The sequence below is a fragment of the Sulfitobacter albidus genome (genome assembly GCF_018200035.1).
Classification (GTDB): domain Bacteria; phylum Pseudomonadota; class Alphaproteobacteria; order Rhodobacterales; family Rhodobacteraceae; genus Sulfitobacter; species Sulfitobacter albidus.
Window position 1 is genome coordinate 1,198,955 of the sequence record NZ_CP073581.1, and the last position, 18,528, is coordinate 1,217,482.

The following is an 18,528-nucleotide window of genomic DNA, read 5'->3' on the forward strand; positions in this document are numbered from 1 at the left end:
CAATTAACCCTTCCAGAGGAAACGACCGATGTTGCCTAGTCAGGGACAGGTGTCGTTTTGCCAAGATAAGGAAATGAGCATGCAAGAGCCCCTGAACGCGAGCTACCCGGTTCTCCCCTTGCGGGATATCGTGGTGTTCCCCCATATGATCGTGCCGCTGTTTGTCGGACGCGATAAATCCGTGCGCGCCCTTGAGGAAGTCATGGCAGATGACAAGCAGATCCTGCTGTCGAGCCAGATCGACCCCGGTGAGGACGATCCCGACAGCGACGGCATCTTCAAGGCCGGCGTTCTGGCCAACGTGCTGCAGCTGCTGAAATTGCCCGATGGCACCGTGAAGGTGCTGGTCGAGGGGCAGGCGCGGGTGCGCATTACCGAATATCTCGACAACGACAATTTCTTTGAAGCGCGCGCCGAGTATCTGACCGAAATGCCGGGCGATGCGGCGACGACGCAGGCGCTGATCCGCTCGGTTGCCGATGAATTTGCGCGTTACGCGAAGGTCAAGAAAAACGTCCCCGAAGAAGCGCTGAGCGCCGTCGCCGACGCGACAGAGCCCGCGCGGCTTGCCGATCTGGTGGCCGGTCATCTGGGCATCGAAGTGGGCCAGAAGCAGGACCTGCTGGAAACGCTGAGCGTGTCAGAGCGGCTTGAGAAAGTCTACGGTCTGATGGAGGGCGAGTTGTCGGTCCTTCAGGTCGAGAAAAAGATCAAGACCCGCGTGAAATCCCAGATGGAGAAAACCCAGCGCGAATACTACCTGAATGAGCAGATGAAAGCCATTCAGAACGAGCTGGGCGATGGCGAGGACGGCAAGAACGAAGTGGCCGAGCTGGAAGCGAAGGTCGCCGAGACCAAGCTGAGCAAAGAGGCGAAGGAAAAGGCCGAGGCCGAGCTGAAGAAGCTGAAAAACATGTCGCCGATGTCAGCCGAGGCCACGGTGGTACGCAACTATCTCGACTGGATGCTGTCGATCCCGTGGGGCAAAAAATCCCGTGTGAAGAAAGACCTGGCCAAGGCCGAGGCGATCCTGGACGCCGATCACTACGGGCTGGAAAAGGTCAAGGAACGCATTGTCGAATACCTCGCGGTACAACAACGCTCAAGCAAGCTGAAAGGCCCGATCATGTGCCTTGTCGGCCCTCCGGGCGTGGGCAAGACCTCGCTGGGCAAATCCGTGGCCAAGGCGACGGGCCGCGAGTTCATCCGCATCAGCCTGGGCGGTGTGCGCGATGAGAGCGAGATCCGCGGCCACCGCCGGACCTACATCGGCTCCATGCCCGGCAAGATCATTCAGGCGCTGAAAAAGGCCAAGACGACGAACCCGCTGATCCTGCTCGACGAGATCGACAAGATGGGTCAGGATTTCCGGGGCGATCCGGCGTCTGCCATGCTCGAAGTGCTTGACCCCGAACAGAACTCTACCTTCGTGGATCACTACCTTGAGGTGGAATACGATCTGTCGAACGTGATGTTCCTGACCACCTCGAACAGCTACAACATGCCCGGCCCGCTTCTGGACCGGATGGAGATCATCCCGCTGAGTGGCTACACCGAAGACGAAAAGCGCGAGATCGCCAGGCAGCATCTGGTGAGCAAGCAGGTCAAGAACCACGGTTTGAAAGCCAAGGAATTCACGATCGAGGATTCCGCGCTGACAGGCATCATCCGCCACTACACCCGCGAGGCGGGCGTGCGGAACCTTGAGCGTGAGATCGCGAAGGTTGCGCGCAAATCGCTGACCAAGATCGTGCGCAAGGAAGCCGACAGCATCACCGTGACCGGCGACAACCTCGACGATTTCCTCGGCGTGCCCAAGCACCGCTACGGTCTGGCCGAAAAGGAGCACCAGATTGGCGTGGTGACCGGGCTGGCCTACACGTCGGTCGGTGGGGAGTTGCTCCATATCGAGGCGCTCCGCCTGCCGGGCAAGGGCCGGATGAAAACAACGGGTAAGCTTGGCGATGTGATGAAGGAATCCATCGATGCGGCCAGCTCCTACGTGCGCTCGATCAGTCCGCAGATCGGGGTGAAACCGCCGAAGTTCGACACGCTGGACATCCACGTTCACGTGCCGGACGGGGCCACGCCCAAGGACGGACCAAGCGCCGGTCTGGCGATGGTGACGTCGATCGTGTCGGTGCTTACGCAGATCCCTGTGCGCAAGGATATTGCGATGACGGGTGAGGTCTCCCTGCGCGGCAACGCGATGCCCATTGGCGGTCTGAAGGAGAAACTGCTCGCGGCCCTGCGCGGCGGCATCACGACGGTGCTGATCCCGCAGGAAAACGAGAAGGATCTGCCGGATATCCCCGACAACGTGAAAGAGGGGCTGACGATCATTCCGGTCAGCCATGTGTCCGAAGTGTTGGAGCACGCATTGGTGTCCAAGCCTGAACCCATCGAATGGGACGAGGCCGCCGAGGAAGCGGCAGCGGCAGCGGCCCTCGCGGGTCGTGGCGGATCGGGTGACAGCGCCGTCGCGCACTAGCGGCGAACCCATTGTAAAAGAAGCGCCCCGAGGGAAACCGCGGGGCGTTTTCTGTGTCCGGGGTGCAGTCATTTGAGGTCGCGCGGGTGGTATCACTGGATTTTTGATACGATGTTCGGTAAGATTTGGAAAAACAAATAATCAAAACCAACCGAGGCAGTGTAAATGACCACATCCACAAAGAAATCTACCAAAACAGCTGCGCGCAAAACCACCAAGGTGAGCCCGCCGAAGACATCCCCCATGACCGCCGTCGACACGGCCTCCGCGCCCGAAGCGGCGATCCCGGACCCTGCGCTGGTCGAAACACTGAGCCCGGTTTTGGCCGGTAAGGAGCTGCGCAAAAAGGAACTTTTCGATCTTGTGGTCGAACGGTCGGGGCGCAAGAAAAAGGACGTCAAACCCATCGTCGAGGCCATGCTGGCCGTTCTGGGCGACGCGTTTTCCGAGCACCGCGAGATGCAGCTGCCGCCGCTTGGTAAATTGAAGGTCCAGCGCGGCAAGGAGCTGGGCGACGGACGGGCGTTGGTGTTGAAACTGCGACAGAAATCCGCCGTGCTCAACGCAGCGGATACGCCGAAAGATCCCGTGGCCACGGCCGCCGAATAACCGGGCCACGACCGGCCACCGCCCCCCTTGCACGCGGGGGCGGAATTGGCTATTCGAACGGCAGGGGTGATTAGCTCAGTGGTAGAGCGCTTCGTTCACATCGAAGATGTCAGGAGTTCAAATCTCTTATCACCCACCATTTTCCCTGCCGTGCCGTAGTATTTCATTTACATATCAAGGCGTTGTGCGGTGTATTTAATTCTTAATCCGCCAAGGCCAGATCGGCATGAGATCCTTCCCTGAGCTTTACGTGCTGCGCCACGGTGAGACAGTCTGGAACGTCGAGGGCCGTTTGCAGGGGGGGCTGGATTCGGCCCTGACGGCGCGGGGCCGCGCACAGGCCGCGCGGCAGGGAGAAATCCTCGCATCGCTGGAATTGTATGGCTTTTCAGGTATTTGCAGTCCACAAGGCCGCGCGGCTGAGACCGCACGGATTGCGCTGCCCGAGGTGCTGAAGCTCAGCTACGATCCCGCCCTGCGTGAGATCGGTATGGGCGACTGGGCGGGCAAGGCGCGCGCGGATCTGGGCGATGTTGGCAAGGGATTCGACCTCTACGAGGCGGCACCGGGGGGTGAGGGCTTTACCGCGCTGGCGCGGCGCTGTGCGGCGTTTCTGGAGGGGGTGCAGGGCCCCGCCGTTCTGGTCACCCATGGCATCACCTCGCGCATGATCCGCACGCTCGCGACCGGGCAACCGATTGAAATGGTGCGGGAAATCGGGGGCGGACAGGGATGTGTGTACCACGTGGCAGGCGGCGTGCAAAAACGCATCGATTGAGGCTTGCCAGCGCGGGCGGCTTTGTCTAAACCGCTGCCACCGGGTCGTTAGCTCAGTTGGTAGAGCGCTTCGTTTACACCGAAGATGTCGGGAGTTCGAGCCTCTCACGACCCACCATGCGCGGTTGTAGCTCAGTTGGTTAGAGTGCCGGCCTGTCACGCCGGAGGTCGCGGGTTCGAGCCCCGTCAACCGCGCCATTTTTGCCTTCCAGATTTTGTTTTTCGAAACGCTTTAGGACGTGTGCACTGGGTGTATGACCGACGTACACATCCTGTGCATACAAAAGGCGCAGCTAGCGTGGCCCTTTTTGCTGCATCAGATCGTTTAGAAGACTGCGCATCTGCGCCGCTTCGTCCGGCGGCGAATTCTTTAAGAGTTGTTCGATCTCTTTCTCGGAGGCTTCGAGGAATTCAATGGCGCGCTCGCTCAATTCGTAGTGATCGCTGATGTCTGTGCCGATGTCGTTCAGGATCCCAGATGCGACACCGTCCGCACCGTACAAGAACGGAGCCGTGAGGATCGCGGCGTAGGCGAGGTTCCGGCCACCCTTGGCGGTTGTCGAATAGGCCTTGTCGGCTTGAACGCCGCTTTTCTTGGCGAGTTTGCTGACGTGCTGGATCAGGGCACCGCTGGTGGGATCGACAAACTTCGTCTCCAACGCGCGTTGCAGCAGCGACAGGATCAACTCGACGGGGATTTGCTGGCGTGTGAAATCGGCCTGTCCGTCGTCCATCGCACGCACGTCGGGGAAAGAGCGGACGAGATTCCCGGCGAGGCCCAAAAAGGTCTGTAGCGCGGTGCGCGCCTCACCGGGCAGCAGGTCAAGCGGATCGCGACCTTCGACACGTCCGCGATCCTGTTCCTCTAGATGCCCGCCGAGCGCGATGAGGCTTGCCCAGAGTTCCAGCGATCTCTCCGAGAGACTTCGCCCGGTATCCCCGAGGATACCCTCAAAACGGGCGGCTTCTTCGGCGACCTCTTGGCGCAGGCCGCCCGAGTTTGTCCTGTCGCCGAGTTTTTCGAGAAGATTTTTGATCCGCTCTGCACATAGGGTGGCGAGGGTCTCCTGCCGCTTTTGAAGCGGGGTGTCCTCAATAAAGAGCGCCATGGCGCCGTGAACGGGAGAAAACCGCCAACCTGCGGCATCCTGCTGATCAATCAATTGCGACGCTGTGATCGGGGGTTTTGGCTTGGTTGCCTCCCACGGGAGAGGTTCGGGGTAAGGCGGGAGGGATCGTAGGTAGGCGAGGGTTTTTTCGGTGCGTTCGCGGTCGTCGATGATTTCGGAAAGTGCCCGGAGGTCCTCTGACTTTTCGACTGCTTTGGTGTTTCGGAATTCTATCCTCGGCGAGATTGGGTATCCTTTCCCCTTAGAGTCAAACGATATGCCTGCGATTGGTCTGAGATCTTCAACTTCAGTCCCAATAATGTTGAGATCCATCAAGTTGTGAAGGCGAGTAAGGGCGCTAAGGTCTGTAATTTTCGCGTCCCACATATGCAGTAGCTCAAGGTTAAATAGCCGACTGAGTGGATCGAGTGATTGTGGATGGAGGCCGGTGATGTAGAGATCGGTGAGGTTGATCAGAGTTTCGACTGGTTTGAGGTCGGTCACTCTGGTTAGGTTTATATTCAGGATTTCTAGGGTGTCGAAGCCCGAAAGCACGTCAATGTTTGCGACCTGTGTGTTCTCGAGATCAATATAGAAGAGCGATTCTACTTTTCTTATGAGTGGTGGAATTTCCTCTAAGGCCTCAAGATCTCCAAAAGAAATTGAGCGCATATCCTCATCGGATTCAATATGCTCCTCAATCCGCCGCTCGGCTTCCGCGTAGGCCTCATCGGCTGTCATCTTTGATCCATCCATACCCGCCACTCTCCCACCGCCAAGAAAAACCCGCAAGCGCGCAGATAAGCGCTTGACGGTTTTTGCGTGGTGGCCTATCCCGCTCAAACGCGCTGCGGCAAACGTCGGGGCGCGCGCAGCGGGCGGTTGTAGCTCAGTTGGTTAGAGTGCCGGCCTGTCACGCCGGAGGTCGCGGGTTCGAGCCCCGTCAACCGCGCCACCGCTGCCGCAAAAGGCTCCCTTCGGGGGGCCTTTTTGCGTCTGGGCCGGTCAGTCGCCGTAGCCCATGATCCATTCGGTCTGCGCGTCGAGGTGGGCGTGCATATGGGCGATGTCGTCGTCGGACCATGCCTCGGGCAGATCGGGGCGGGGCCCTTCGGATTTCCACAGGTTGCCCATGCGGCGTTTGACGGGGCGGTAGCCGCGTTCAGTCGATTTGAGGTCAAAGGCGTCTTGCAGCACGCCGACCATGGCTTCGGGATCGCGGTTGAACGGCTCCATCTGGAAGAACATCACATTGGCGCCGCGCGCGATAAAGCTGAGCAAACCAAGATGTTTGGCGTTGCGCAGATCGAATATCGTGGGGAAGGGCGCGCCGGTCAGCGGGTGGCGGTCGTATTGCAGTGGCAGCGGGCCCGGTTGCAGCTCGGGGTGCAGCGGCTCGAAATGGTCGGGCTTGTCGATATAGCTGTCCCAGGGGGCGCGGATGAACGCCTCGAAGGGGAGTTGCTGCATGGCCTGGGTCGCGTGCCAGGGGCGTTTGAACAGCGACGTGGCCCAGGCCTGCGGCGCGCGCACGGCGCAGACCACCAGCATGTCCTGCGGCACGCCGACCATCTGGGGAAAGCCGTGTTTCCAGCCGAGCGATTCCTGCCGTTCGATGCGGAGCGATTTCGAGATCACCTTGCGGATGATGTTGGTGCCGCAGCCGCGCTCCCCCATGACCTGATAGCGGTTGGGCGGCGTGTCGTGGGCGCGGTGCAGATGCCAGCCCTGACGGGCCATATCGGCGGCCATGGGGGCAAAATCGGGGCGCGCGGTGGTGTGCGGCATTGTCATGGGCGGGGCCTCCCGGCTACATCTGGGCTCGACGCGGAGCATTGCGAATTCGCGCGGCATTGAAAAGGGGCAGCGGGCATGCAGACGGCGGCGGCGATCACCATGGTGCGCGGGGATGCGTTTTTTCTGGATGCGTGGCTGCGCCATTACGGCGGGCTGCTGGGCCGGCAGAATTGCTATGTCATCAACCACGGATTTGGTGCGGATGTGGCGACACAGGCCGAAGGATGCAATATCATCGGCATCCCCGGCGATCCGCACAAGAATTTCGATGTGAAACGCTGGGGCTTGCTGAACGGGCTGCTGGGCGGTTTGCGCAAGTATTACCGCCACGTGATCGTGGGCGATGTGGATGAGCTGGTGGTGGTCGATCCCGATCACGGGATGACCCTGGCCGAGTATCTTGAGGCGATGCCGGAAAAGCGGGTGCTGACGCCCCTGGGGCTGGAGGTGATCCACCGCATCGACGTGGAGGAGACGCCGATCGAGGGCGCAATCCTGGGGCCGCGGCGGTTTGTGCGGCCGGCACCCCATTACTCGAAACCCTGCATCGTGTCGGCGGCGACAAAGCTCGCGCGCGGGGGGCATTTTTCGCAGTACCCCAAGCTGCACGCGCCCGACGAGCTGTATTTGTTTCACCTCAAGTTCTGCGATTTTGGACAATACGCCGAGGCGATGAACCGCCGCAATGCGGTCACGCAAGAGATCGGCGGCGGGGTCAAGGATACGGCCATCGGGCGGCACTGGTTCGCGGAGGCGCGCGGTGAGGATCGCGCGATGTTCGAAGGCTTTGCCGATCTGGAGCTGGTCGAGGGGTTTGACTTTGGCCAGATGCGCGCGCGCATGCAGCGTTCGTTCGGGCCGCGTGGCGATACCGGGATGTATGAATTCCGCAGGCCGGAGTTCGCGACGCAATACGAGCTGCCGGAGCGGTTTTTCGGGATCTTCTAGGCGTCCTGCGGGCGCAGGAAATCCAGCAGTGCGGCGGCGGTCTCGCGCGGGTGGGTGTCGGGAAAGAAATGCCCGCCGGGGATCGGGCAGGGGCGCGCGTCGCTGAGGCGGTCATCCCATGTGGCGGGGACGTCATAGGCGCGGCCCATGACGCCGTCCGCGCCGTACATCACCAGCGCGGGCATCGTGAGGCGGCGGCCAAGGTCGGCGGCGTCGAGGTCGAAATCATGGCTCAGCGCGGCGCGGTAATCGGCGCACATGCCGCGGATGGTGTCGGGCTGGCGCCACGCGCCGCGGTAGGCGGAGAGTGCGTCCGGGTGGAAATCGGAGGTATCGGCGGCCCCCCAGCCCATCAGGCACCCTTCGAAATAGGCGTCCGGATCGTGGGCGATCATGGTCTCGGGCATCGGGTGCGGCTGGGCGAGGAAGAACCAGTGGTAATAGGCCTGTGCGACCTTGCGCGTGAGATCCGCGAGCAGCAGATGTGTGGGCACGATGTCCATCAGCGTGAGGCTGCGCACCGGGTCAGGAGTATCCAACGCCAGACGGTGCGCCGTGCGCCCGCCACGGTCGTGGCCTATGAGGTGAAAACTCTCGAACCCAAGTGCCGCCATCAACGCGCGCGGCCCCTCGGCCATGCCGCGAAAACTATAGGCGGCGGGATCGTCCGGTTTGCCACTGGCGCCGTAGCCGCGCAGATCGGGGGCGATGACGGTGTAGTGCCGCGCCAGCGCGGGGGCGATGGCGTGCCACATGGCGTGGGTTTGCGGAAAGCCGTGCAGCAGCAGCACGGGCGGGCCGTCGCCGCCGCGCGCGTAGTGCACGGCGTGGCCGTCGATCAGATCGGTCTGCGTGGTAAATTTCGGTATCATCGGTGCAGCGTAGCGGGGCGCGTGCGGGCTGTCACGCGCCCCGTTTTATGCGCTCAGGCGATCACGTTATGGGCCGGGCCGTAGGGGAAGCCGGTGATATTCTCGGCCCCATCCTCGGTCAGCACGACGATATCGTGTTCGCGGTAGCCGCCTGCACCGGGCGTTCCTTTGGGCAGGGTCAGCATCGGCTCCATCGAGACGACCATGCCGGGGGTGAGTACGGTGTCGATATCCTCGCGCAGCTCCAGCCCCGCCTCGCGGCCGTAGTAATGCGACAGGATGCCGAAGGAATGCCCGTAGCCGAAGGAGCGGTATTGCAGCAGGTCGCGCGCGGCGAAGAAATCGTTGATCTCCGCGCAGATGCCCGCGCAGGTGGCGCCCGTTTGAATGAGCGACAGGCCCAGCTCGTGGGCTGCGACATTCGCCTCCCATATCTTGAGCGATGCGGGGTCGGGTTCGCCCAGCCACAGGGTGCGCTCAAGCGCTGTGTAGTAGGCAGAGATCATCGGAAAGGTGTTGAGGCTGAGGATATCGCCCTGTTGCAGGGCGCGGGTTGTGACGGGGTTATGCGCGCCGTCGGTGTTGAGGCCGGATTGGAACCACACCCAGCTGTCGCGGATCTCGCTTTCCGGGTGGCTGCGGGCGATCTCCAGCTCCATCGCGTCGCGGCCGGCCATGGCCACGTCAATCTCGCGGGTGCCCGCGCGGATGGCGTCGCGGATGGCCGCGCCACCGTGGTCGGCAATGCGCGCGCCCTCGCGGATGAGAGCGATTTCCTCGGGCGACTTGATCATGCGTTGCTGCATGGTGGCGGGGGCGATGTCGACGCTCTCGGCGCCGATGAACGCGGCCAGTTTCGCGGATTGCGCCAGCGTCAGGTGATCGCCCTCGATACCCACACGGGCAGGGTTGCCTGCGGCCTCGGCCACGGCGCGCCAGTAGTTGTCGCGCCGCCAGTCGGTGTAGACGATGTTTTCATCCGCAGAGTGGCGCCAGGGCTGGCCGCCGTCGATATTGGCCGAGATCGTCACGGAACGCTCTTGCGTGACCACGCAGGCGTAGGGACGCCCGAACGCGCAGTAGAGAAACCCCGAATAATAGGCGACCCCGTGCATCGAGGTCAGGATCGCGGCATCGATTCCTTGGGCGGCCATTTGCGCGCGCAGGCCCGCAAGGCGGCGGTCGTATTCGGCGCGGGAAAACGGCAGCGGCGCTTTTTCACCGTTGGGAAAGGTGAAGTAATCCGGGCGGGCGGGGAATGTGTGGTGTTGTGTCATCAAGACCTCCAGTGGTTCGGGAGGTCGGGGTATGGGAACCCTCAACCTCACGATTGAAAGTCCCGGCGTTCAGGAAGGGATTGAGCGGGAACGGCCCCCCGGCGACGCCATCGCCGGTCATGCTCCCCCAACCCTTAGGCGCAGGTGGCGCGGTCTGGCAAGCCTTATCCGCGCTTTTCGTCGACGATCAGCTGCATCTGGTCCAGCGGCAGGTAGCCGCGCAAAAGCTCGTCGTGCATCACGAAGGTCGGCGTGCCGGAAATCGCGAGGGCCGCGGCCAGCTGGCGGGTCGCGGCGATTTCGGCAGTGACGTCTTCGGAGCCCATGCGCACCTCGACCGCGTCCATGTCGAGGCCAAAGGTCGCCCCCAGACGGCGCAGGGCGGGCATCGTGATCTCGCCGTTGAACGACATCAGCGCGTCGCCCACCGCCTTGTAGCTGTCGTCGCCCGCGACCTGTTTGACCGCCACGGCAAAGCGGGAGGCCAGCACGGAGGCATCGCCGAGGATCGGCAGTTCCTTGACGATCAGGCGGATGTTGCCGTCGGTTTCCAGCAATTCGGCCACCTCACCGTGGGCGCGTTTGCAATAGCCGCAGCGGTAGTCGAGGAATTCGACCAGTGTGATGTCGCCGTCGGGGTTGCCGCCGACGTAGGAGTAGCCATCGTTGAAGATCTGATCGGCGTATTGCGTGACAAGGTCGATGTCGGCGCGGGCCTGCTGTTCGGCCTCGCGTTCGCGCAGGATATCGACGGCTTCCATGATGACTTCGGGGTTCTCAAAAAGATAGGCGCGCACTTCGGCGCGGAATTGCGCGCGCTCTTCGTCGGTCATCTCCTTGAGATCGGCGGCGAGGGCCGGCAGGGCCAGCGTGGCGAAGGCGGTGGAGAGTAGAAGCTTTTTCATCGGGGTCACTTTCGTTTTGCGGCGCGTTCGGAGGCAATCAGCACATCCTGCGCGCGCTGCCAAGGGCCGGAGCCGGTGGCAAGCAGCGCGGTGGCGCGTTTGGCGTGGATGCCGGCGTCTTTCAGCCGACCAATGAGGGCAAAGCGTTCGGCGGTGGTCAGGGCCGCCATGCCGGTCTGACCGGATTTGGCGTAGGCCGTGGCCAGATCGCGCAGCATGGAGCCGTCGCGGAAATCCTGACGGCGGGATTTTTCCAGCACGCCGCGCGCCTTGGCGACCTGACCGGAGGCCAGCAGCGCGCGGCCGTAGCCCGACAGGATCAGCGGATCATTGGGCGCGCGCTGCACCGCGCGGGCGTAGGCGTTGGTGGCGGCGGCAAAATTGCGCGTCTCCAGCAGGATCTGGCCACGCTGGTCGTGCAGGAACGGATCATTTGGGCGCGCGGCGATGGCGCGGTCGATGGCGGCGAGCGCCTTTTGCGTGCGCGAATTGCGGTGCTGGGCAATCGCCTCGCGCAGCAGGCGCACGTCCGCGTAGGGTTCGGATTTCAGCCGCCGCAGCGTCCAGCTCGGCGCGCGGGTATAGGCGGAGAGTTTGCCCTTGAGCCGTGCGAACCAGTATTCGGCGTCAGCGTTTGGCGGTTTGGTGCCGTAGCTGGTGACGAATCCCTGCACGGCGCGCAGGCGGTCGCGGGTCAACGGATGCGAGCGCAGATAGGGATCCTGCCGCCCGGCGCTGAGCGCTTCCTGCCCGGCAAAGATCTTGAGCGTGTCATACAGCCCCTGCGGCGAGGCGCCCGCGGCGGCCATGTAGCGGATGCCGGATTGATCGGCGGAGGCTTCCTCGGCCCGCGTGTGGCTGAGAAACGCGCGGCGCGCGGAGCTGGCGGAGCCGATGGCGAGCCCGCCCGCCAGACGGTTGTTGCCCGAGGCCGCAGCGGCGGCGGCAAGGGCGATGCCCAACCCGGTGATCGTGCGGGTATTGGCGAGGTTCGTCAGGCGTCGGGTGATGTGGCCATTGGCGATATGCGCGGCTTCATGGGCGATGATGCCCTGCAGCATCGGTGCGCTCTCCATCTTGTTGATGAGCCCGTGGTGGATGAAAATCGCGTCGTTGCTGACCACAAAGGCGTTGAGCGTGGGCGCGTTGACCACCAGCACCTTCACCCGGTTGGGGCTGAGACCCGCGGCGCGCAGGATCGGCGCGGCCAGCTGTTTGAGCGCGTATTCCATATCCGCATCGCGCAGCAGGGTCTGCGCCTGCGCGGGCAGGGCAACCACGAGGGCGAGGAGCAGGCACAGGATTGACGCCGCACGGCGGATGGGTTGAAAGCGCATGCAGCACTGTAGGAGCGTGAACATGCGGAATTCAACCCGGTCCCAGGTCGATCCCTTTATTGTGATGGACGTGATGCAGGCGGCAGCGGCGGCAGAGGCTGCCGGGCGCCACATCATCCACATGGAGGTCGGCCAGCCCGGCACCGGTGCGCCCAAGGGCGCGGTGGAGGCCCTGGCGGGCGCGATGCAGCGGGATGCCCTTGGCTATACGGTGGCGCTGGGGCTGCCCGCGCTGCGCGCACGTGTCGCACGGCTTTACGGGGAATGGTACGACGTGGACCTTGATCCGCAGCGGGTGGTGATCACGCCGGGATCGTCGGGCGGGTTCCTTCTGGCGTTCACGGCGCTGTTCGACAGTGGCGACCGCGTGGGCATCGGTGCGCCGGGCTATCCCAGCTACCGCCAGATTTTGCGCGCGCTGGGGATGGTGCCGGTGGATTTGCAGACGGCGCCGGAAAACCGCCTGCAACCGGTGGCCGCCGATCTGGCAGGGCAGGCGCTGCGCGGATTGATGGTGGCCTCGCCCGCCAACCCCTCGGGCACGATGCTGGACCGTGCGGCGATGCGCGGGCTGATCGAGGCGTGCCACGGGGCGGGGGCGTCGTTTATCTCGGACGAGATTTACCACGGGATCGAATACGACAAGAAGGCCGTCAGCGCGTTGGAGATCACCGATCAGGCTTATGTCATCAACAGTTTTTCCAAATACTTCTCGATGACAGGCTGGCGCGTGGGCTGGATGGTGGTGCCCGACGATCAGGTGCGAGTGGTCGAGCGGATCGCGCAGAACATGTTTATCTGCGCCTCCCACGCGTCGCAGGTGGCGGCCCTTGCTGCGATGGACTGCACCGAGGAGCTGGAGGCCAACATGGCCGTCTACCGCGCCAATCGCGCACTGATGCTGGAGGGGCTGCCCCGCGCCGGCTTTGACCGGATCGCGCCGCCGGACGGGGCGTTCTATGTCTATGCGGATGTAAGTGCCATCACCGACGACAGCCGCGCGCTGGCTGCCGAAATCCTTGAAAAGGCGGGCGTGGCGGTCACGCCGGGGCTGGATTTTGACCCGGTGCGCGGCGCCACGACGCTGCGGTTTTCCTACGCGCGGGCCACGGCGGACATCGAGGAAGGGCTCGCGCGGCTCAAGGCGTTTATGGACGCGCGCTGATCGCTGGACCGGCGGGGGGGATATCTGTTAGGCTGTTGCCAAACGGCCCCCCAGAATAACGCCGGAACGAGCAGTGATGAAACGATATTTTCTGAGCCTTTTTATGGGCTTGTGCCTGAGTGTTCAGGCGCAGGCACAAGAGTTTTCGGCCCTTGCCCGCGTTGATCCCGCCGCCAGCGGGATCGAGGATGCGTGGTTCGGGCGCACGCATCTGGCGCTCTCGCTCAGCCAGGGCGTGCCGTTCCGGGTGTTCACGCTGGATGATCCGGCGCGGTTGGTGTTGGATTTCCGCGAGGTCGATTTCAGTGGGCTGCAGGCGAGCGATCTGCTGGCGGGCGACAGCCGCGTGACCGACGTGCGGTTCGGCGCCTTCCGCCCCGGCTGGTCGCGGCTGGTGGCGGAGCTGTCCGAGCCGATGCTGCCCGAAGAGATCGGGATGCCGGTGGGGCGCAACGACGGGCGCGCCACGCTGGAGATCACGCTAAAGAGCGCCGACGCGGAAACCTTCGCCGCCGCCGCCGGGACGCCAGCCGATCCCAATTGGACGCCGGGGTTTTTGCAGGCGGCCCCCAGCGCGCCGGATGACGACCGGTTCGTGGTGGTGATTGACCCCGGTCATGGCGGAATCGATCCCGGTGCGGTGAACGGCGGGGTCGAGGAAAAGACGCTGATGCTGACATTCGCGCAGCTGCTCTCGGAGACGTTGCGCCGCCGGGGCGTCGAGACCGTGCTGACGCGGGACGCGGATGTGTTCGTGGCGCTCGAGACGCGGGTGGCCGTGGCGCATCAGGTGGACGGGGATCTGTTCGTGTCGCTGCACGCCGACAATCTGAGCCAGGGCGGGGCAAAAGGGGCCACGATCTATACGCTCAGCGAGGAGGCCTCGGACGCGGCATCTGCCCATCTGGCGGCGCGCCACAACCGATCCGACATCATCGCGGGCGTCGATCTGACGGGATCGGACGATCAGGTGGCCAGCGTCCTGCTGGATCTGGCGCGTCAGGAGACGGAGCCGCGCTCGCTCGCGCTGGCGCAAAGCTTTGCCGGGGCGATGGCGGAGGCGGGCGGCCCGATGAACCGCCGCCCCCTGCGGCGCGCCGGATTTTCGGTGCTGAAATCGGCGGATATTCCCAGCGTGCTGATCGAGGTGGGGTTCATGAGCTCAAAGCGCGATCTGGCCAACCTCAAGGATCCGGTGTGGCGATTGGGCATGGTCGAGGGCATGGCCAATGCGATCGAGGCCTGGCGCGACGCGGATACGCAGCGGCAGGCGCTGGTGCGTCAGTAGCAATGCGCGAAAAGCCGCGCCTTTCCCCGCAAGGGTTGTTTTGACCCCGGCGCACGGGCGCGGTATAGCTGAGGCAAATACACAGCCGTTTTAAGGAGCTGTCGCCGGTGTTTCGTTTTATCCTGTCTTTCTTTGGGGGTATTTTTACCACCCTTACCATGTCTATTGCCATGGTTGCGCTGACCATCGGGGCGGTGTTCTGGATGTACGGGCGCGATTTGCCCAGCCACGAATCCCTTGCGCAATACACGCCACCAACGATCAGCCGGATCTATTCGGGTCAGGGCAAGCTGATCGACGAATTTGCGACCGAGCGGCGCCTGTTCGCGCCCGCCGACACGATCCCCGATCTGGTCAAGCACGCGTTCATCTCGGCCGAGGACAAGAATTTCTACGAGCACGACGGCTATGATCTGCGCGGCATCGGGGCGGCGGCGGTGGATGCCGTCCGCTCGCGCGGGGCGGATATTCGCGGCGCCTCGACGATCACGCAGCAGGTGATGAAGAACTTTCTGCTGTCGGGCGACCGGCGCGCCGAGCGCAAGATCAAGGAAATCATCCTTGCCGCCCGTGTCGAAGAGGCGCTCGACAAGGAAAAGATCCTCGAGCTTTACATGAACGAGATCTTCCTGGGGCAGAACTCCTACGGCGTCGCCGCCGCCAGCCAGACCTATTTCAACAAGACGCTGAGCCAGCTTGCCCCGCATGAGGCGGCGTTTCTGGCATCCTTGCCCAAGGCGCCGTCGCAGTACCACCCCGTGCGCCAGATCGACCGGCTGCGCGCGCGGCGGAATTTCGTGCTGCGGGAGATGAAAGAGAACGGGTATATCTCCGACGCGGTCTATCAGACCGAGGTCGAGATGCCGGTACGCTCGGTTCAGAACGGCGATTTCGAAAGCTTCAAGAACCAGCTGCCGCCGCGCGACTATTTCACCGACGAAATTCGCCGCCAGCTGTCGGAGGATTTTGGCGAGGGCGAATTCTTTGGCGGGGGTCTGACTGTGCGCGCGACCATCGACAACGAAATGCAGCCCATCGCGGCGGATGCGCTGCGCCGCCAGCTGGAGCAATACGACCGCGGGCAGGGTGTGTGGCGCGGCACCGGCAAGACGCTGCCGCCCGAGGCGCTGGTGAGCGAGGCCGCATGGCGCGCGGCGCTGGCGGATGTGCGCGTGGCCCGCGACATCACGCTTGAGACACAATGGTTCCCGGCGGTAGTGCTGGAGGTCGGCGGGCAGGGCGCGCGGCTGGGCATCGAGAGCGTCGATGGCGAGAACTGGGTGCCCCCCAAGGATATGGCCTGGGCACGCAAGCGTCAGGAGAACGGCAAGCTGGGCGCCAAGGGCGATCTGGTCGCGGTCGGGGATGTGGTGCACGTGCGGCGCATGGTGGCGGATGCCGACGGCTCGTTCATCCGCTGGACGCTGCGGCAGGTCCCCGAAGTGCAGGGCGGTTTTGTGGCCATGGACGTCAACACCGGTCGCGTGATCGCGATGCAGGGCGGTTTCAGCTATCAGGCGAGCGTGTTCAACCGCGCCACGCAGGCGAAGCGGCAGCCGGGATCAAGCTTTAAACCCTTTGTCTTTGCCGCCGCCCTCGACAGTGGCTACTCGCCCGCCACGATCGTGGTGGACGCGCCCATCGAGATCAACACGCCGCAAGGTGTCTGGCGGCCCAAGAACGCGAGCAACCGCTACTACGGCCCCACGCCGCTGCGCACAGGCATCGAGCAGTCGCGCAACCTGATGACCATTCGTCTGGCGCAGGAGGTCGGCATGAACGTCGTTGGCGACTACGCAGAGCGCTTCGGCGTCTACGAGAACCTCTCGCCGGTGCTTGCCAACGCCTTGGGATCGCAGGAAACGACGCTTTATCAGATGGTTGCCGCCTACGCGATGTTTGCCAACGGCGGCGAGCGGGTGGAGCCGACGCTGGTGGATCGGGTGCAGGACCGCTATGGCCGCACGGTCTACAAACACGACAAGCGGATCTGTAACGATTGCAACCTGCCCACGCTGACGGCAGGCACGGCCCCGCGCGTGACCTCCAACCGCGAGCGGGTGATGGATGCCGTTACCGCCTATCAGCTGACCTCGATGATGACGGGCGTTGTCGAACGGGGCACGGCGCGCAAGACCGTGAACCTTGGCGTGCCTACGGCGGGCAAGACCGGCACCACCAACGACGCCAAGGACGTGTGGTTTGTCGGCTTTACCTCGAACATCGTGGCGGGCTGCTATATCGGGTACGACCAGCCGCGCTCCCTGGGGCGCGGGGCGTCGGGCGGGGGCATGTGTGGTCCGGTGTTCCAGCGCTTCATGTCCAAGGCCGTGCAGAAATACGGCGGCGGCAAGTTCGAGGCGCCGGGCGCGTGCGAGTTCATCAAGATTGACCGCTTCTCGGGCGCGAGGTTGGGCAACGGTGCGGCGGGCAACAACGTCGTGTCCGAGTGTTTCCGCGAGGGCGAGACGCCGCTGTTCGGGATCACCTTTGACGGTGGCTTTGCCATGGGGGCCGATCTGCCGCTTGTGGATGAGCTGGGCGGGCGTGCCGCGCGCGAGGTGACGACATCAACGGGGCAGAAGGCGGTCGTGGGGCCCAAGGCGGGCTTTGGCACGCTGAGTTCGGGCGGGCTTTACTAGGCGCTACGCGGGCAGGGGATGCCTTGCCCGTGCCGTGCGGCTGGTCTATTCGGGGGGAACCGAATGAGAGGCCGACCATGCGCGCAGAAGCACAGAATACCGCAGACGAAATCGCCAAATCGCTTGAGCTGCTGGGCCAGCGTCTGGACGTGGAGACGGCGCAGTTCCGGCTGGAGGAATTCAACGCCCGTGTCGAGGATCCGGGCCTGTGGGACGATCCGGCGGCGGCGCAAAAGCTGATGCGCGAGCGGCAGTCGCTGGTCGACGCCATCGACACCTACGAGAGCATCAAGACCGGCCTGCAAGACAACATCGACCTTATTGAATTGGGCGAGATGGAGGACGACGCCGAAGTCGTGGCGGAGGCTGAGGCCGCGCTCAAGGCGCTGGCGGTGACGGCGGCGCAAAAGGAGTTGGAGGCGCTGCTGAACGGCGAGGCGGACAGCAACGATACCTTCCTTGAGATCAATTCGGGCGCGGGCGGCACGGAAAGCTGTGACTGGGCGTCGATGCTGGCGCGCATGTATGTCCGCTGGGCCGAGAAGAAAGGCTACAAAGTCGATCTTCAGGCCGAGAGTGCCGGGGAAGAAGCGGGGATCAAATCCGCGACCTACAAGATCGAGGGGCACAACGCCTATGGTTGGCTGAAGTCCGAGAGCGGCGTGCACCGTCTGGTGCGGATTTCGCCCTTTGATTCAGCGGCCAAGCGGCACACGTCGTTTACGAGCGTGAAGGTCTATCCGGTCGTGGACGACAACATCGAGATCGAGGTGAACCCGGCGGATATTCGCATCGATACCTACCGCTCCTCCGGGGCGGGCGGACAGCACGTGAACACGACCGACTCGGCCGTGCGCATCACCCACCACCCCACGGGGATCGTGGTGACGAGTTCCGAGAAATCGCAACACCAGAACCGGGACATCGCGATGAAGGCGCTGAAATCGCGGCTTTATCAGATGGAGCTGGATAAACGCTCTGCGCTGGTGAACGAAGCGCATGAGAGCGCGGGCGACGCGGGCTGGGGCAACCAGATCCGGTCGTATGTGTTGCAGCCCTATCAGATGGTGAAGGACCTGCGCACCAATTACGAGACCTCGGATACCAAGGGCGTGCTGGACGGCGATCTCGATGGGTTGATGGGCGCCACGCTGGCGCTGGCGGTTTCTGGCAAAAGCCGGGCGGAAGCGCAGGGGGACTGAGCGCAGCGGTCGCGGTGCGCGCCGGAATTTTCGAAAATTCCGGTCCGATTTTTTCGAAAAAATCGGCGTGTGGAGCGACGTTGGCTGCTCGGCACGACCGTTGATAAGG

Annotated in this window: 15 protein-coding genes and 4 tRNA genes; 12 read left to right on the plus strand and 7 right to left on the minus strand. The window is 63.4% G+C overall.

Features of this window, described 5'->3' with window-relative positions; genetic code table 11:
* Positions 1-79: 79 nt before the first annotated feature.
* On the plus strand, positions 80-2,491 hold the full coding sequence (gene lon / locus KDD17_RS05660; protein ID WP_212705675.1) for an endopeptidase La: 2,412 nt from the start codon (positions 80-82) through the stop codon (positions 2,489-2,491).
* A 92-nt stretch (positions 2,492-2,583) separates the two neighbouring features.
* Here the strand turns inward: lon and KDD17_RS05665 are convergent, their stop codons facing one another.
* The gene (locus KDD17_RS05665; RefSeq protein WP_212705676.1) at positions 2,584-2,751 is read right to left on the minus strand and encodes a hypothetical protein; all 168 of its coding nucleotides are present in this window, start codon (positions 2,749-2,751) and stop codon (positions 2,584-2,586) included.
* Between KDD17_RS05665 and KDD17_RS05670 the strand changes: the two genes are divergently transcribed.
* The 5 genes from KDD17_RS05670 (at position 2,735) to KDD17_RS05690 (ending at position 4,075) form a co-directional block, all read left to right on the plus strand.
* Positions 2,735-3,100 carry an HU family DNA-binding protein gene (locus KDD17_RS05670; RefSeq protein WP_212705677.1) on the plus strand — a complete coding sequence of 122 codons (366 nt, stop codon included), beginning with the start codon at positions 2,735-2,737 and terminating at the stop codon, positions 3,098-3,100. The genes KDD17_RS05665 and KDD17_RS05670 overlap by 17 nt on opposite strands.
* A 64-nt stretch (positions 3,101-3,164) precedes the next feature.
* Positions 3,165-3,239: transfer RNA gene (locus tag KDD17_RS05675), tRNA-Val, on the plus strand.
* An 87-nt stretch (positions 3,240-3,326) separates the two neighbouring features.
* Complete coding sequence (locus KDD17_RS05680; protein ID WP_212705678.1) at positions 3,327-3,878, plus strand: histidine phosphatase family protein; 552 nt, start codon at positions 3,327-3,329, stop codon at positions 3,876-3,878.
* 41 nt (positions 3,879-3,919) lie between these two features.
* A tRNA-Val gene (locus KDD17_RS05685) sits at positions 3,920-3,995 on the plus strand.
* A 3-nt stretch (positions 3,996-3,998) separates the two neighbouring features.
* Positions 3,999-4,075, plus strand: a tRNA-Asp gene (locus tag KDD17_RS05690).
* A gap of 95 nt (positions 4,076-4,170) precedes the next feature.
* Here KDD17_RS05690 and KDD17_RS05695 read toward each other — a convergent pair.
* On the minus strand, positions 4,171-5,727 hold the full coding sequence (locus KDD17_RS05695; RefSeq protein WP_212705679.1) for a leucine-rich repeat domain-containing protein: 1,557 nt from the start codon (positions 5,725-5,727) through the stop codon (positions 4,171-4,173).
* Positions 5,728-5,864: 137 nt separating this feature from the next.
* Here KDD17_RS05695 and KDD17_RS05700 point away from each other — a divergent pair.
* Positions 5,865-5,941: transfer RNA gene (locus tag KDD17_RS05700), tRNA-Asp, on the plus strand.
* Positions 5,942-5,991: 50 nt separating this feature from the next.
* Here the strand turns inward: KDD17_RS05700 and KDD17_RS05705 are convergent.
* Positions 5,992-6,780: a hypothetical protein gene (locus tag KDD17_RS05705; RefSeq protein WP_212705680.1), complete on the minus strand. Its 789-nt coding sequence runs from the start codon at positions 6,778-6,780 to the stop codon at positions 5,992-5,994.
* A 78-nt stretch (positions 6,781-6,858) separates the two neighbouring features.
* Between KDD17_RS05705 and KDD17_RS05710 the strand changes: the two genes are divergently transcribed.
* Positions 6,859-7,731, plus strand: coding sequence for a glycosyltransferase family protein (locus KDD17_RS05710; RefSeq protein WP_212705681.1), 873 nt, complete (start codon positions 6,859-6,861; stop codon positions 7,729-7,731).
* On the opposite strand, the gene KDD17_RS05715 is transcribed toward KDD17_RS05710, so the two are convergent.
* The 4 genes from KDD17_RS05715 to KDD17_RS05730 form a co-directional block, all read right to left on the minus strand.
* Positions 7,728-8,603 carry an alpha/beta fold hydrolase gene (locus KDD17_RS05715; RefSeq protein ID WP_212705682.1) on the minus strand — a complete coding sequence of 292 codons (876 nt, stop codon included), beginning with the start codon at positions 8,601-8,603 and terminating at the stop codon, positions 7,728-7,730. The genes KDD17_RS05710 and KDD17_RS05715 overlap by 4 nt on opposite strands.
* Before the next feature lie 53 nt (positions 8,604-8,656).
* Complete coding sequence (locus KDD17_RS05720) at positions 8,657-9,880, minus strand: aminopeptidase P family protein (protein WP_212705683.1); 1,224 nt, start codon at positions 9,878-9,880, stop codon at positions 8,657-8,659.
* Between the two features lie 164 nt (positions 9,881-10,044).
* Positions 10,045-10,785: a DsbA family protein gene (locus KDD17_RS05725; RefSeq protein WP_212705684.1), complete on the minus strand. Its 741-nt coding sequence runs from the start codon at positions 10,783-10,785 to the stop codon at positions 10,045-10,047.
* A gap of 5 nt (positions 10,786-10,790) precedes the next feature.
* Positions 10,791-12,122, minus strand: coding sequence for a M48 family metalloprotease (locus KDD17_RS05730; protein ID WP_212705685.1), 1,332 nt, complete (start codon positions 12,120-12,122; stop codon positions 10,791-10,793).
* Positions 12,123-12,144: 22 nt separating this feature from the next.
* Between KDD17_RS05730 and KDD17_RS05735 the strand changes: the two genes are divergently transcribed.
* The 4 genes from KDD17_RS05735 to prfB all read left to right on the plus strand — a co-directional run bounded on the left by KDD17_RS05735 (position 12,145) and on the right by prfB (position 18,419).
* The gene (locus tag KDD17_RS05735; RefSeq protein ID WP_212705686.1) at positions 12,145-13,287 is read left to right on the plus strand and encodes a pyridoxal phosphate-dependent aminotransferase; all 1,143 of its coding nucleotides are present in this window, start codon (positions 12,145-12,147) and stop codon (positions 13,285-13,287) included.
* A 76-nt stretch (positions 13,288-13,363) separates the two neighbouring features.
* Positions 13,364-14,575, plus strand: a complete 1,212-nt coding sequence (locus tag KDD17_RS05740; protein WP_212705687.1) for an N-acetylmuramoyl-L-alanine amidase — start codon at positions 13,364-13,366, stop codon at positions 14,573-14,575.
* A 107-nt stretch (positions 14,576-14,682) separates the two neighbouring features.
* A complete protein-coding gene (locus KDD17_RS05745; protein ID WP_212705688.1) occupies positions 14,683-17,217 on the plus strand; it encodes a penicillin-binding protein 1A in 2,535 nt (844 codons plus the stop codon).
* Between the two features lie 77 nt (positions 17,218-17,294).
* A complete protein-coding gene (prfB, locus tag KDD17_RS05750) occupies positions 17,295-18,419 on the plus strand; it encodes a peptide chain release factor 2 (RefSeq protein ID WP_212705689.1) in 1,125 nt (374 codons plus the stop codon).
* The last annotated feature ends 109 nt before the right edge of the window (positions 18,420-18,528 follow it).